General features: G+C 67.4%; 10 protein-coding genes. 2 read left to right on the top strand and 8 right to left on the bottom strand.

Translation table 11 applies throughout. The features are described 5' to 3' along the window. Positions 1-27 precede the first annotated feature (27 nt). The 8 genes from EGM71_RS11955 to EGM71_RS11920 all read right to left on the bottom strand — a co-directional run bounded on the left by EGM71_RS11955 (position 28) and on the right by EGM71_RS11920 (position 7338). Complete coding sequence (locus tag EGM71_RS11955; RefSeq protein WP_188485104.1) at positions 28-984, bottom strand: type II secretion system F family protein; 957 nt, start codon at positions 982-984, stop codon at positions 28-30. Between the two features lie 2 nt (positions 985-986). Then, positions 987-2336 carry a CpaF family protein gene (locus EGM71_RS11950; RefSeq protein ID WP_100440769.1) on the bottom strand — a complete coding sequence of 450 codons (1350 nt, stop codon included), beginning with the start codon at positions 2334-2336 and terminating at the stop codon, positions 987-989. Then, positions 2321-3577 carry an AAA family ATPase gene (locus EGM71_RS11945; RefSeq protein WP_188485103.1) on the bottom strand — a complete coding sequence of 419 codons (1257 nt, stop codon included), beginning with the start codon at positions 3575-3577 and terminating at the stop codon, positions 2321-2323. Before EGM71_RS11945 ends, EGM71_RS11950 begins: the two co-directional genes overlap by 16 nt. A 27-nt stretch (positions 3578-3604) precedes the next feature. Further along, positions 3605-4963 (bottom strand): type II and III secretion system protein family protein, encoded by a 1359-nt coding sequence (locus EGM71_RS11940; protein ID WP_188485102.1) that lies wholly within the window; start codon positions 4961-4963, stop codon positions 3605-3607. 18 nt (positions 4964-4981) lie between these two features. Beyond that, on the bottom strand, positions 4982-6016 hold the full coding sequence (cpaB, locus tag EGM71_RS11935; RefSeq protein WP_188485101.1) for a Flp pilus assembly protein CpaB: 1035 nt from the start codon (positions 6014-6016) through the stop codon (positions 4982-4984). A 25-nt stretch (positions 6017-6041) separates the two neighbouring features. Further along, complete coding sequence (locus tag EGM71_RS11930; protein ID WP_188485100.1) at positions 6042-6518, bottom strand: TadE/TadG family type IV pilus assembly protein; 477 nt, start codon at positions 6516-6518, stop codon at positions 6042-6044. Continuing rightward, positions 6515-7060: an A24 family peptidase gene (locus EGM71_RS11925; protein ID WP_188485099.1), complete on the bottom strand. Its 546-nt coding sequence runs from the start codon at positions 7058-7060 to the stop codon at positions 6515-6517. The genes EGM71_RS11930 and EGM71_RS11925 overlap by 4 nt, the downstream gene beginning before the upstream one ends. 89 nt (positions 7061-7149) lie before the next feature. Beyond that, entirely contained in the window at positions 7150-7338 is a 189-nt protein-coding gene (locus EGM71_RS11920; RefSeq protein WP_014037517.1) for a Flp family type IVb pilin, read from the bottom strand. Positions 7339-8030: 692 nt separating this feature from the next. Here EGM71_RS11920 and EGM71_RS11915 point away from each other — a divergent pair. Then, the gene (locus tag EGM71_RS11915) at positions 8031-9011 is read left to right on the top strand and encodes an AraC family transcriptional regulator (protein ID WP_188485098.1); all 981 of its coding nucleotides are present in this window, start codon (positions 8031-8033) and stop codon (positions 9009-9011) included. Between the two features lie 235 nt (positions 9012-9246). Beyond that, the gene (locus EGM71_RS11910; protein ID WP_188485097.1) at positions 9247-14940 is read left to right on the top strand and encodes an ESPR-type extended signal peptide-containing protein; all 5694 of its coding nucleotides are present in this window, start codon (positions 9247-9249) and stop codon (positions 14938-14940) included. Positions 14941-14972: the final 32 nt, after the last annotated feature.

The raw sequence follows: 14972 nt of genomic DNA, 5'->3' as shown, positions 1-14972 counted from the left end.
GTGCACCTCCGGGGTGGCGGCGGCCTGTCATAGCGATTTGGCCAGGCGGTACAGCAGGAACGCCCCGAGCAGTTCAAGGCCCAGAGCGATCAGCAGGATCCTGTGGCCGAGCGGGTCGTGCAGCACCGGCTGGAAGAACGCTGGGCTGGAGATCGCCATCAGCACCGCACTGGCTGGTGGCAGCAGGCCCAGTACCCAGGCCGACATGCGGGTTTCCGAGGTGGTGGCCGCCAGCTCCTGCTGGGCCTGCTCCAGGTCGCGCATGAAGTCGCCCATGCGTTGCAGGATCTGGTCGGCGCGGCCGCCGATACGCACGCTCACCCCGATCACCACCGCCAGCACTTTCAGCACGTCCATCCGGTACGGCTGCGCGGCCAGGCTCAATGCACGATCCAGGTCCATGCCGCTGCGCGCATAGCGCACCGTGGTGTCGAGCAGGCCACGCAGTGGTGCGCTGGTCTGCATCGAAGACACCTGGAACGCGGCCTGCAGGCTGTTGCCCAGCGCGGTGAGGCGGACCAGGTTGTCGAGGAAGTCCGGCATCTGGTGCAGCAGTTGCGCACGCAGTTTCGTGATCCGGCGCATCACCCACAGCCAGCAGCCCAGCAGGTACAGCAGCAGGGTCAGCGGAAACATCCAGGCCGTGCCCAGCCGCATCGCCGCCACGACCGCAAGCACCAGTCCCGGCACCAGCAGCATCAGCGGCAGCTTCCAGCCGGGCTGCAGGCCGGCACGCTGCAACACGTCGTCCCAGGGCAGTACGCGGTTCGCACTGCTGGCAGGGCGGGCCGAATCATTGGCCGCCGCAACGGCAGGCCCGGCCGGTACCGCACCGGCCGCGCTGCCACGGGCCAGCTGCTGCTCGGCATGCTGCAGCGAGGCCTGGCGCTGCTCACGGCTGCTGGCGGTGCCCCACAGCCAGACGGCCAGCGCCAGCAGCACCGAGATGATGCTCAACACGCCCAGCAGCAGGCCGGTGCCCATGCTCAGAAGTCTCCGTAGAGGGATTCGCGCAGCTGCTGGCGGAACGGCTCCAGCTTGTGCGAATGCGGATGGAAGCCCAGGCCGATCCAGCGGTCGGTCTCGCGGCCGGTGCCATCGATCTGTACCTCGTGGCGGAACATCTCCTGCGTCGTGATCAGGTTGTCGCTGACCCCGGTGATTTCGGTGATCGAGACCAGCACCCGGCGCCCGCTGCCCAGTCGTGAGATCTGCACGATGAAATCAATGGCGCTGGCGATCTGCCGGCGCAGGCTGTCCTCGCTGCCCTGGAAGCCAGCAAAGCCGGCCAGCATCTCGATGCGGTACAGGCAGTCGCGCGGCGTGTTGGCGTGGATGGTGGCCATCGATCCGTCGTGGCCGGTGTTCATCGCCTGCAGCATTTCCAGCACTTCGGCGCCACGTACTTCGCCGACCACGATACGGTCCGGGCGCATGCGCAGGCTGTTGCGCACCAGGTCGCGGATGCTGACCGCACCCTGGCCCTCGGCGCCGCCGATCCTGCTTTCCAGGCGCACCACGTGCGGATGGTTCAGCGAAAGCTCGGCGGTGTCCTCCACGGTGATGACACGCTCGTTGGCCGGCACGTAGCTGGCCAGGGCATTCAACAGCGAGGTCTTGCCCGAGCTGGTGCCGCCGGAGACCAGGATGTTGCAGCGCCCCAGCACCATCGCCTTCAACAGCGCCTGCATCGGCGCGTCGAAGGTGCCCTTGGCGAGCAGTTCGTCGGGGGTGAACGGATCCTTGCGGAACTTGCGGATGGACACCATCGGTCCGTCCACCGCCAGCGGCGAGATGATCGCGTTGAGGCGGCCACCGTTGGGCAGGCGCGCGTCGACCATCGGATTGGAATCATCCAGCCGGCGGCCGAGCGGCGCGAGGATGCGGCGCAGGATGCGCAGCAGGTGGGTGTCATCGGTGAAGCGCTGGGTGGCGCGCTTGAGCTGGCCGCCCTGCGAAACGTGCACGTCCTTGAAGCCGTTGATCAGGATGTCTTCGATGGAAGGGTCATGCAGGAGGTCGTCCAGCGGGCCGAAACCGGTCAACTCCTTGACCAGGCCCTCGGCGACCACCTGCATCTCTTCTTCGTTGATCGGGATGCGCCACTCCTGGATGAAGCCCACGGTCTGCACCTGCACCCAGCGGGCGATGGTGTCCGGTGCCCAGGAATCGATGTCGATGCGCTCGTCCTCGATGCTGTTGAGCAGATGCTCATGCGCAGCCGACAGCACTTTCTGGTACTGCTCGGTCTGCGCGAACGGCAGGTGGCCCGGGGTGCTTTCGGGCAGCACCGGGCGGGCCACGGCATGCGGGAACGGGGTTACCTTGTCTTCCATTGCGATCCACCCAGGGCAAGGGAGAGTCTTTCCCGCAGGCCATGCGGCTGGACCGGGCAGGCGGCCGGATCCAGGCGTGACACGAGCGGGGCGAGGGCACGCAGATAGGGGTCGCGCGGCGCATCCTGCAGCAGAAGGTGGCCCTGGCTGGCGGCCAGGCGCACGCGCGGTCGTTCGGGCAGCGTCGCCAGCAGCGGTACTTCGAAGCGGCGCGCGATCTGTTCCGGGCTCATGCCGCTGCTGTCGTCGTGGCGGTTGATCACCAGCTGCAGGCGCTTCTCGCGCTCGCGCTGGCCGGCCAGGTGCTTCAGGGCCTGGTCCAGCGAGACCAGCGTGGCGATCGAAGCGTCGGTGACCAGCCAGATCTCGTCGGCCTGGTCCAGCAACAGGGGCGGAAGTTGCCGCAGCGGGCAGCCGCCGGCATCGCACAGTACGCTGGCAAACACACCGCGCAGGCGCTGCAGCAGCGCACCCGGGTCGGACGGCGGAACGGCGTCACTGCCGCCGGCGCGATCCAGCAGCACCAGCCCGGAGTCATGGCGGGCCATGGCCGTGCGGGCGAGGGTGGCATCGATGCGGCTGGCGTTGCGCAGTGCGTCTTCGTAGTGGAAGCGGCTGTCGAGATTGAGGTACAGGGCGAGGTCACCGGACGGCTGCGCCAGTTCCATCAGCAGGCCGTCCTGCTGCAGCGCGTCGCCCTGGGCCAGTGCGCGCGTCTGCTGCGCAAGCACCGAAAGATGCGCGGCCAGCGTGCTGGTGCCGACGCCGGCGCGTACGCCCAGCAGCACAACCAGACGCGCCTTGTGCGCGTGCTGGGCCACGGCGGCCGGGCGTGGTGACAGCGCACGCCGCAGGGCGGCCTCGATGCCGGTGTTGTCGCTGTCCAGGTCCAGCACATCGCGCAGGCCAGCGCGCAGCGCGATCACCACGCCCTCAACCTGGCCGGCGCTGGTGGCGCCGACCGCGACCAGGGGCAGGTCCGGCTGGGTCTGCTGCAGCTGCTGTGCCAGGACGCTCGACGCGGCCGCATGCTCGGGCCGGAAGTCGAGCAGCACCAGGCTCTGCGGGCCGCGTTGCAGGTCCTGCGCGGAGGTAGGAGCGTTGCTGTCCTGCCAATGCAGCGTGGTGCTCGGCGGCAGCTTGGCAGCCAGCCGGGGCAGCAGTTCGCGATCCATTCCATACAGGACCAGGTTCATCGGGGGTCCTTGCGGATGCAGCGGCTGGGCAGTGGCGTAGGGCATGGGCGTGGTATCGCAGGCATCATGGATTCAGCGCGAGAACCCGGGCACCGGGTCCTGGCTGACCGGACCCAGCAACCAGGAACCCCACTCGGGAAGATGCGGCTTGGCTTCGCGCTCGCCAGGCAGCGGCAGTTCGGCGTTGCGTGCCAGCGGCTGCACCAGGCGCGGGGTGACGATGATCACCAGTTCCTTGTCCTGGCGCTTGTAGTCGAAGTTGCGGAAGAACGAACCGATGATCGGCAGGTCGCCCAGTAGCGGAATCTTGCTGACGTTGGAGACGATGTTGGAGCTGACCAGGCCACCGATGACGAAGCTCTCACCATCGCCCAGCTCGACCGTGGTGTCGGCGCGGCGGGTGGTGATCGAGGGGATCTGCACGTTGTTGAGCATGATGGAATTGCTGTAGTCCAGGTCGCTCGCTTCGGGCGCGACCTTCAGTGCGATCCGGTTCGCCGCCAGCACGGTCGGGGTCACCGTCAGGCCGATGCCGAAGGGCTTGTAGGTGATGGTGGTGGTACCGAGCCCCTGCGGTTCCAGGATCGGCAGTTCGCCACCGGCCAGGAAGCTGGCGCTTTGCCCGGACAGTGCCACCAGTGTCGGCTCGGCCAGTACGCGGGCCATGCCATTGCTCTGCAGCAGTTCGACGTCGGCGTTCCACAGCCCCTTGGTCGATCCGAACACCAGGCGGAATGCCGAGGAAATCGGTGATACCGCTTCGTTGCTGACGTTGCCTTCCTTCATGCCTGGCAGTACGCCGGTGTTGCCCGGCAACCCGGTACCGGGCCGTGCGAAGCCATAGGCGAAGCCGCCGTTGCGGTTCTGGAAGTTGATGCCAATCTGCTTCATCGCGGTCTTGTTGAATTCGACCACCTTGACCTCGACCTGGACCACGCCACCACTGCTGATGGTGGAGGTGTCGGCAAGCATGCCGTCCTTGCCCAGCGCCATCGCGGCGGTGCGTTGCTCCTGCATGTGCGAGAGCACACTGTCGGTGCTTCCCTGCAACAGGCCCTGCTGGTCCTGCTGGGTGAACACCAGATCGTTGCCACCGGTACTGGCGGCACCCTGTACGGCGCTCTGCACCCTTACCGTCAACCGCTGCGGCTCAGCCTGTTTGCGGTGCCACAGCAGCAGGGTGGTGGTGCCGGGCATCTTGCCGACCAGCAGCGCCTGGCGCTGGCCGCGCAGCATCACGATGTCGGCCACGCCAGGGTCGGCAATGGCCACCCGCTCCAGGTCGGCAGGCAGGTTCCAGGGACGCTGCTCACGGGCCTGCAGCACCAGGTCGTCGGCGGCCACGCTCGTTGCCGGTGCCAGCAGCACCAGCAGCAGGGCCAGCCAGCGCTGGCGGGGGGAGATGCGTGGACGGCGGCGACGTTCGGTCATGGATGCACTCGATGCAGGTCAAAGGGAGCCACGGGGGGCGGAACTGTCGCCACGGATGATCTCGATTCCCGACGCGCGCGGGGCGCTGCGACGTGGCGCCGGCGCGCGCGCCGGTGCATCCGGGTTGCTGCGTGGCGGGGCACTGCCGCGTCCGGCCAGCGCGTCCCCGTCGATGCCGGCAAAGGCGTGGTTCTCCGGCCGCTGCAGGGCCACCTGCTGCTCTGCGTCGAGCCCGCGCAGCGGGTCGATCACACCGCGCGATTGCGGGAACAGCGCCAGGTCGGGCAGGCCGGTATCGGCGGGATTGCGCAGGGCCAGGAACAGCTTGCCCTGCTGTGCACCCAGCAGCAGCCGGTTGGCGTCGGCCACGGGTACCGCCAGCACCGCGCTGCGTGCGGGTTGCGGGGCTTCATTGCTGCTGTGCGTGCTGCCACTTCCGGTGATGTCGGCTGCGCGCGGGTCGTTGCGGGTGTCGGCCTCGCTGTTGGAAGTCGCCTCTGTGGCCACCGGCACGATGTCCTGCTGGCCATAGCTCAGGACGCGCAGGCGCGACAGCAGCAGGCGCGTCTGCGCGGCTTCGCCAGGGCTGTTGATGTTGGGCTGGGCGTTGCGCAGGTTGAGGAAGACGTCGACGAAATCACCGGGAAGGATGCGGTTGCCGGCACCGACCAGTTCGTCCACGGGCACGGCCAGTGCGCGCTCGCCCGGCCGCAGCTGCAGCGAGAAGCCCTGTGCCAGCGCGCTGCTGTTGATCGGGCTGCCTTCGGCAATGTCCTGTACCGGCACCTTGCCGACCACGGCGGCGATGCTGGTGGCGGCACCGGCAACGGGTGAGGTGCGCTGGGCCAGGCGCAGGCCGTTGGCGCTGATCGGTTCGCCGGCGGGCAGCCGTGCCACGGCCTCCACCACGGTGATCGCCTGCGCCTCGCTATGGGCGATTGGTGCGACCGTGACCGGTGCGGCCGGTTTGCGCCCGATCATGAAGGCGATCAGCGCCAGCAGCACGGCCAGGCCGATCAGGGCGACGGCAGCGATGCGGGTCAACTTGAGCATGGAACCGTCTCCAAAGTACCGATCATCAATTGCCGCTGCCGAGATCGAGCTGGGCGACCGCGACGCTGCGGATGGGAGCCTGCATCACCCACTTGTAGAGCGTGGCGGTGCCGGGCAGGAAGGGATAGCTGGCGTAGTCGTAGCTGACTGTCACGGTCATGCACTGGGCCGTGGCCAGGCCGGCGCAGGGCGCCTGTGCCGACACCACGATGGCGCTGCTGCCCCCTGCGCTGCAGTCCACGTTCTGCTTGGAGAACTGCAGCAGCCACTGCATCGATGTGCGTGCGGCGACGCAGGCGGCCGTGCGCCGTTCGCCGGCGGTGCCGTAGCGCAGCGAGGCACGCGCGCCCTCGGCCGAGGCGGTGGCCAGGGTCTGCTGTGCCGCCATGATCATCACCCCCGAGAAGGTGAACAGCAGCAGCGGTAACAGGCCGAGCATCAGCATCAGGGCGAACTCGATGCTGGCGACACCGCGTTGCAGGCGTGGGCTGCGGGTGTTCATGGTGCACCTCCGTAGATGCGGGCCAGCACCCAACCGATGGCGGCGAGTGCCAGGTAGGCTGCATAGGGAATGCCACGTCGTCCCTGGCGGGCCGCCTGCATATCGCGCAGTGCCGGGTGTGCCTGCCACTGCGTGCTGGTGCGATTGACCTGCATCTGCAGGTGGCCGGGCAGCAGCACGCCAAGGCGCCGGCCAGCCAGCACCAGCACGGCGTGCAACCCGGCCGCGAGGCTGGCCACCAGCCAGACCGGCAGCAGCGCCTGCCAGCCCAGCATCAGCCCCAGTACAGCGAAGAACTTCACGTCGCCGGCGCCCATCCAGCGCAGGGCATAGAACGGCAGCAGCGCCAACAGGCCGAGCGCCGCGCCGGCAACGTGGGGCAGCCACGGCTGGCGCGGCGCGCTGAACTGGCCGACGACGATCACCGCAGTGGCGATCACGCATGCGGCGACGAGCCAGGTGTTGGGCACCCGGCGGGCATACAGATCACTGATCGCGATCCGCAGGCACACGCCGATGGCCAACAGTCCCAGCAGTGTCATCGCACACTCCATCGTCCGTCACTGGACGGTCTTCGCCTGGTTCCATGCGCCCCGCCGTCGCGGCCCTGCCGGCCGCGCGCGGTCGCCGCTTAGGTCGTCGAGCCCGACGCCTTGGTGGCCAGTGCGGAGAGGTTCTTGAACAGCGTTTCGAAGAACCCCTTGATCTGGTCGTTGCCGACCGCGATCAGGATGCCGGCGATGACGGCAGCCAGCAGCCCGTACTCGAGCGCGGTGACACCGTCTTCTTCCTTCAGGAATTTGCGGATCGATGCGTTCATGACCAATGTCTCCCTCTACCTGTCTGCGGATGCAGTACACCTGCGTTGGGCGGTGGCCCGGCTCCGCCGGGATCGTCCGTGGGCCTCCGCGCGTCCTGGCGGAGGAGGCACGGCGGGATGGACCCGCTGTGCTCAAGCAGGGTGATCGTTTCCAGCCGGGACATTGGCCGCACGGTCGCGACCGCACGGCTTGGGGCCGGTGGTCGAGGCATCCAATGATGCGTGCGTGGTCATGCTGTCCCCCTGGGTGCGGCCAGATCAGATGGCCGGATCACCGTGATATCGACTTTGCCTGAATGGCGGTTGGCTGCAACTGGAACCTATATGCAAATTCGGCAGAAACCCCGAAAACCTGAAAATTTCAGATTGCTTCTGTGACGAAAATCCGTTCGAAGGCAAAACGATTCATTGTCGTGTAGATAATGTGATTCGCTTTCCGGGTGCATGCGAAAACCGTGCCACTCGCTCCGACATTTTCTTCACCTGTGTATCTATTTTTATCATTTAAGTCCGCGGGTTTACCTTTGCGGATTATTGGGCATACTCGCATTCAAGCTATTGCATTTCCCTGGTCGGTCGCATCGAAGCCGGTGCGGCCGGCACGGCATCGGAAGTGGTTAATGGATCGATGCGCGCCCTGTCAGGCAGTGGGGGCCGCATCGCATGGCGGATCAACGGGGGACAACACTGTCATGGTCGATGGTGGGGTAGAAGACAGCGACGACAGCGGCCTCCGGTCGATAGACCTGGCCACGCTGAGCGGCGTGCTTCGTGTCTGTGATGTCGAACTGCTGCTGCTTGATGGCAATGGGCCACGTGCGGCGTTCGCTTCGCGCGTGCACGAGGAAGCCCTGTTCTGCAGCATCAGTTGCGGTTTCCATTGCCGTGGCCGCTTCATGCTGCCGCCGGACTGGGCGATGCTGGGGTATCTGCACGCCACCGATGAAACGCTGAGCTGGTGCCATGGCGTGCCGCTCACGCCCGGAATGGCGCTGACGATCATGCCGGAGGGCATCAGTGAGTTCACCCTGAGCCCGGGCACGCACATGACCCTGATGCTGGTGCCGGTGGCCCGCGTGCAGCGCAAGCTGACCGAACTGAGCCTGCGCAGCACGCCACCTGCTGGCCAGGCACTGTCATTGTTCAACCTGGCCAGCGAAGCCACGCCGCTGGCACGCCACTACCAGCAGCTGCACCTGCAGCTGGGGCAGGGTGCAGGCCTGCAGCCGGAAGAAACCGAAAGCCTGCTGCATGAGCATGTGCAGGCTCTTCTGGGCGCCGGTGCGGCGGATCGCCCGGGCTGCAGCCGTGCGCGGCGCACGCATTATCTGATCGCGCAGCGTGCAGAGAACTTCATGCGGCTCAACCTGCGCCGCAATATCTACATGAACGAGATCTGTGATGCCGCAGGCGTCAGCGAGCGCGGCCTGCGCTATGCGTTCGAGGACCTGTTTGGAACCTCGCCGAACCGCTATCTCTCCATGCTGCGCCTGTGCGCGGCCTGCCGCAGCCTGTCGATGGCCGATTCCAGCCGCCGCTCAGTGAAAGCCATCGCCCTGAGTTGCGGCCTGTGGGATCTCTCGCGCTTCGCCGACAATTACCGCAAGGTATTCGGCGAACTGCCGCGCGACACCCTGATGCGCGCGCCCGCGCAGATCGGCCAACCGGCCTGAGCCAAGTCCGGTAAGGGTTTTCGCGGCGTTCATGCCGGAATTGCGTATCCGCTTGCCGATCGTGTTGCCGCTTCTGCATAACCGGCTGCCGATTCCGACCGTGGATTTGCCGGAATGCGCGATTTCCGTGCCGGATTGAAGTGCACCGCCGCCGTTGCAACCGCTGAAATGTCAGTCACCTGCCTAACGGCAAGTCCACTGACATTCCAGTTGTTCGCCTACGGGGGAAATGCTCATGAACCGCATCTACCGGCGTGTATGGAACCGCCAGCTCAATGCTCTGGTTGTGGCCTCGGAACTGGCCACCGGCGATAGCGGCGGCAGCGCCGCACGCGATCCGCGCGCCTTCCTGCTGATGCCGACCGCGCTGGCCCTGGCACTGCTGTGTGCGCTGGCCAGCGGCCACGCAGGGGCATCGGAAACCAATCAATCGCTGCGTGACCTGCAAGCGCTTGCGGCGAAGTATGCGCAGCCGATGCCGGTCAAGGTCGACGCGGAAGTGGCCCTGGCCGCCGCTGCGCGACAGGCGCAGAGCAGCCCCGCAATCAGTGCGGACGCTCGCCTGGGCCTGCAGTTGAACACCACGTCGCTGCCGGTGGTGCGTGACGTATTGCCGGCCACCGTGCAGGTGAAGCTGGCAGCGAACACCGCGCCGAAGCAGGTGGCCGTGCCGGCGCTGGCGGCTGATGTCCGCGCCAATGTTGGCCTGGGCAACGCCGCGGGCAGGGCGGCACAGGTGGATGCATCGCTGGCTGCGCACGTTGCGCCCGGCGCGCAGGCACCGTTGGGCGTCGCTGCCGATGCGCGCGCCAAGGCGAAGGTCGGCATCGCTGGCCGCCAGGTCGCTTCGATCGATACGGGTGCCCAGGCCGCCGCCGGCCTCAGCGGTGCATCCGCCGGATCACTGCCTGGGCTGAAAGCCACCGTCGACGGCAAGGCCGACACGCATCTGGCGGTCGCCGGCCATCACATCGAAGGGCAGGGCCAGGCCAGGGCGACGGCGGCGGTCACGCTGCCGGCCAAGGAAGAACTGCCGGGTGAAACCCATGATCGTGCCATCAGTGCCGCGTTCGATGCCGGCGTCGCCGGCAAGGTGCGCGTGCAGGCGCCGGACGGCCAGGAAGTAGTCGCCGATCGCAACCTGAAGCTGGCCGGACAGACGACCGTGGCCGCGCAGCACAGCGCGCTGGGCGTTGGCAACCTGGTGGGCGGAGCGGTGGGCGCTGTCGGTGGGACGCTTCACGGTGCCGCAGGTGCGGTCGGTAGCACGGTGGGCGGCGCGCTGAACGGCACGGTCGGCACCGTTGGTAGTGCAGTGGGTGGCGCACTCAACGGAACGGTTGGTCAGGTTGGCAGCGCAGTGGGTGGCACGCTCAACAACACGGTCGGCGCAGTCGGTGGTGCAGTTGGCGGTGCTCTGAACGGTACTGTCGGCACTGTTGGTAGTGCAGTTGGCGGTGCTCTGAACGGCACGGTCGGCACCGTTGGCGGCGCAGTGGGCGGCGCGCTCAACGGAACGGTTGGTCAGGTAGGCAGCGCAGTGGGCGGCACGCTCAACAACGCGGTCGGCGCGGTCGGTGGCGCACTGAACGGTACCGTCGGCACCGTCGGCGGTGCGGTGGGCGGAGCTCTGAACGGCACCGTTGGCCAGGTAGGCGGCGCAGTGGGCGGCACGCTCAACAACACGGTCGGCGCAGTTGGTGGTGCAGTTGGCGGTGCTCTGAACGGTACTGTCGGCACTGTTGGCAGTGCAGTGGGCGGCGCGCTCAACGGAACGGTTGGTCAGGTAGGCAGCGCGGTGGGCGGCACGCTCAACAACGCGGTCGGCGCGGTCGGTGGCGCACTGAACGGTACCGTCGGTACCGTCGGCGGTGCGGTGGGCGGAGCTCTGAACGGCACCGTTGGCCAGGTAGGCAGCGCAGTGGGCGGCACGCTCAACAACACGGTCGGCGCGGTCGGTGGCGCACTGAACGGTACCGTCGGTACCGTCGGCGGCGCAGTGGGCGGTACGCTCAACAACACGGTAAGCGCAGTCGGTGGCGCACTGAACGGCACCGTCGGTACCGTCGGCAGTGCGGTGGGTGGTGCTCTGAACGGAACTGTCGGCACTGTCGGCGGCGCGGTCGGTGGTGCGCTGAACGGCACGGTCGGCCAGGTTGGCAGTGCAGTGGGTGGTGCACTCAACGGCACGGTTGGCCAGGTCGGCAGCGCGGTGGGCGGCACGCTCAACAATACCGTCGGCACGGTCGGCGGAGCAGTCGGCGGCATTCTCAACGGCACCACCGGCAGCCCCGCCAGCGGCCTGGGTGGCGTGCTGGGCAGCACGCTGGGCAGTGTCGGCAGCGCGGTGGGCAACCTGCTCAACGGCAATCTCAATGGCACCATCGGCAACCTGGGCAGCGCAGTGGGCGGCCTGGTGGGAGGCACGCTGGGCGGTCTCGGCCTGACCAAACCCTCGGCGATTCCGCCGACCAGCCCGAAGGCGCCGGCGGCGGCCGATCCCAATGCGGGCCTGATCATCGGTACCGGTGGCCTGGTCGGCAATGTCGGCCAGCTGATCGGGCCGACCACCACCAGCCTGTTCGGCGGCAACGGCTACCTGAGCAACGGCAATCTCAAGCTCAGCAACGCCAACGTGATGCAGACCTATTCGACGGTCAATGTGCTGGGCCTGCCGGTGGTCAACCTGTCGCCAGTTGGCAGCACGCTCAACGGTCTGGGCGGCGCGGCTACGGGTGGCAGCTCGCACCTGACCCTGATCGGTGGCGTCACCTCCGACAGCTATATCTACAACATCAACAACGGCAATCCGGGGGGCTTGCTGGGCCTGCTGCTGCCGAAGGATTCTCCGGCCTGGGCGGCCAAGTGCCTGGACATCGCGCTGGCCGACATTTCCTGCTGGGCCGTCAACGCGGCCCAGGACTACCAGGTGCTGATGGGCGATGGCGCCTTCGCCAACGGGTCGAAGGAAGTGGTGATCGGTGCCAACGCACGCCACGAGCTGCCGAAGGTCGATGCCAATGTCGCCTTCCCCGGCGATGGTGTGAACGATCCCAGCAACCCCACCGGCGTGCCGACGGCCGACTATGCCGCGCGCATGGGCCACTCGGTCGTCGTCGGTGACAGTGCCGTCGGTACCGCCAACGGGCAGACCCTGCTGGGTGCCGAATCCACCTCCAACCAGGCCAACTCGGTTGCGCTGGGCTACCGCTCGGCCGCGCTGCGCGGCGCGCAGGCCAGCTACAGTGCCTATGGCCTCACCGCACCGCAGGTCTCGGCGGGTGAAGTGTCGGTGGGCACCGCCGGAGGCGGCGAGCGCCAGATCACCAATGTGGCCGCCGGCAGCGTCAACACCGACGCGGTCAACGTGGCGCAGTTGAAGGGCGCGATCAGCCTGATCAACGGCGTGGCGGATGCTGCGGTGACCTACGATCTGGACGCCGGCGGCAATCCTAACTATCGCCGGGTCACGCTCGGCGCAGGCACCGGCACCACCACCATCGGCAACCTCGCCGCCGGTGCGGTCACCGCCGGCAGCCTGGAAGCGGTCAACGGCGGCCAGCTGGCGGCCACCAACAGCGCGATCGCCGGCTTCTTCGGTGGTCGTGCGGCCTTCGATCCTGCCAGCGGCATCTTCACTGCACCGCTGTTCGAGATCAGCACGATCTCCACCGGTGGCGCCATCGCCAAGGGCCTGTACACCAATGCCACCGATGCCTTCGCGGCGGTGGATGGCTCGCTGGTCAACCTCAACTCGCAGATCACCGATATCCGCAACGGAGGTACCAAATACCTGCGGGTGAACTCGACTGGCACTGAAGCGGTGGCCAGTGGCACCGATTCGATCGCGGTCGGCACCAATGCGCGGGCGACGGCGGCCAACAGCATCGCGGTGGGTGCGGGCAGCCTGGCCGATCGTGCCAACTCGGTGTCGATCGGCGCCGCCGGTGCCGAGCGCCAGGTCACCAACATGGCGGCCGGTACCGCGGCGACCGATGCGGTCAACGTGGGCCAGCTCCAGGCGTCGGAGCAGGGGGCGCTGCGCTATGACCTCAACGCCGATGGCAGCGTCAACTACGCCAGCGCCACGCTGGGCCAGGCCGGCACCGCCACCACGCTGCGCAACCTCGGCCCGGGCCAGGTCAGTGCCACCAGCAGCGAGGCCATCAATGGTGCCCAGCTGTTCGCCGCCAACCAGGCAGTGGCCACCCATCTGGGCGGTGGCGCAGCAGTCAACGCCAGTGGCGTGCTGACCGCGCCGACCTACTCGATCAACAACGTCGCCGCCAACGGCACCGTGACCAAGGGCAGCTACAACGATGTCGGCACCGCGTTCGATGCGGTCAGCAACTCGCTGGCCAACGTTGCCGACCAGACCGGCGAGATCGACAAGCTGGCCGTGAAGTACGACGTCGATGGCGCTGGCAATGTGGTCAACAGCGTGACGCTCAAGGGGACCGGCACGGGTGCAGTGAAGGTGACCAACGTCGCTGCCGGCAGCATCCTGGCCGGCAGCAGTGATGCGATCACTGGCGACCAGCTGTTCAGCACGAACAGCACCATCGCCAACTACTTCGGTGGCACCACCGCCTACAACGGCACCACCAATGTGTGGACCGCGCCGAAGTTCAGCATCTCCAGCATCGCCACCGATGGCACCTTCACCAGCGGCGATTACAACAACGTCACCGCCGCCTTCACTGCCGTCGATGGCTCGCTGAAGGTCCTCAACCAGCGCATCACCAACGGTGGCGGTGGCAGTGCCTACCTGGCGGTGAACTCGACGGCAGCCGCAGCCACCGCGGCCGGTGCGGAAGCGGTTGCGGTCGGTCCGCAGGCCAGTGCAGCCGGTGCCAACAGCGTGGCGGTCGGTAACGGCGCCAGCAGCAGTGCCGGCAACAGCGTGGCGCTGGGTGCCGGTTCGGTGGCCAGTGTCGGCGCGCAGAGCGGCTATACCGGCGCCTACGGCCAGACCGGTGCCAGCAACTCCGCTGGCGAGGTGTCGATCGGCAGCAGCGGCAGCGAGCGCAAGATCACCCATGTTGCCGATGGCTCGGACGACCACGATGCGACCAATGTCGGCCAGCTGAAGAATGGCGTGAACTACGCCATTGACCAGTCCAAGTCCTACACGGACCAGAAGATCCAGAACATCACCAACGTGGCCGGCAGCTTCCGTGCCAACAACACCAACAACCTGGCCGATCCGTCCGCCAGCGGTGCCAACTCGGCCGCCGGCGGTGCAGGCTCCACCGCAGCCGGTGCCAACTCGACCGCGCTGGGCAATGGTTCGCAGGCGCAGGCCGACAACTCGGTGGCGCTGGGTGCGGGTTCGGTGGCGAACCGGGCCAACACGGTTTCGGTGGGCGCCAGCGGTGCCGAACGCCAGGTGGTCAACGTGGCCGACGGCTCGCAGGCTACCGATGCGGTCAACGTGCGCCAGCTGCAGGCCTCTCAGCAGGGCACCATCCGCTACGACACAACGGTCAACGGTGCCACCAACTACAACAGTGTCACCCTTGGCAGCACCAGCAGCGGCCCGACCACGGTGCGCAACGTTGCTGCGGGCACCGCCGGTACCGATGCGGTCAACGTGGACCAGCTGAAGTCGGGCATGGCGCAGACCCTGGACTGGTCCAAGGCCTACACCGACGAGCGCATGGGCGGCTTCGAACGTGACCTGCGCAAGACCGACAACCGTGCCTCGGCCGGTATCGCCTCGGCGATGGCCACCGCAGCGCTGCCGCAGCCCAGCGAGGCGGGCCGCAGCATGGCCTCGATCGCGGCTGGCAGCTACAACGGCGAATCGGGCGTGGCGCTCGGCATCTCCGGTGTCTCCGAAGGCGGCCGCTGGATCTACAAGTTCAGCGGTTCGACCAACAGCCGTGGCGAGGCCGGTGTGGCCGTCGGTGCCGGCATCCAGTGGTGATCCCCGCCGCCGGGCCGCACGCGCGGCCCGGC

Origin of the sequence: Stenotrophomonas maltophilia, assembly GCF_006970445.1 — a bacterium.
GTDB lineage: Bacteria > Pseudomonadota > Gammaproteobacteria > Xanthomonadales > Xanthomonadaceae > Stenotrophomonas > Stenotrophomonas maltophilia_AU.
Note: the sequence above shows the minus strand (reverse complement) of the source record. Positions and strands in the feature narration are given on the sequence as shown.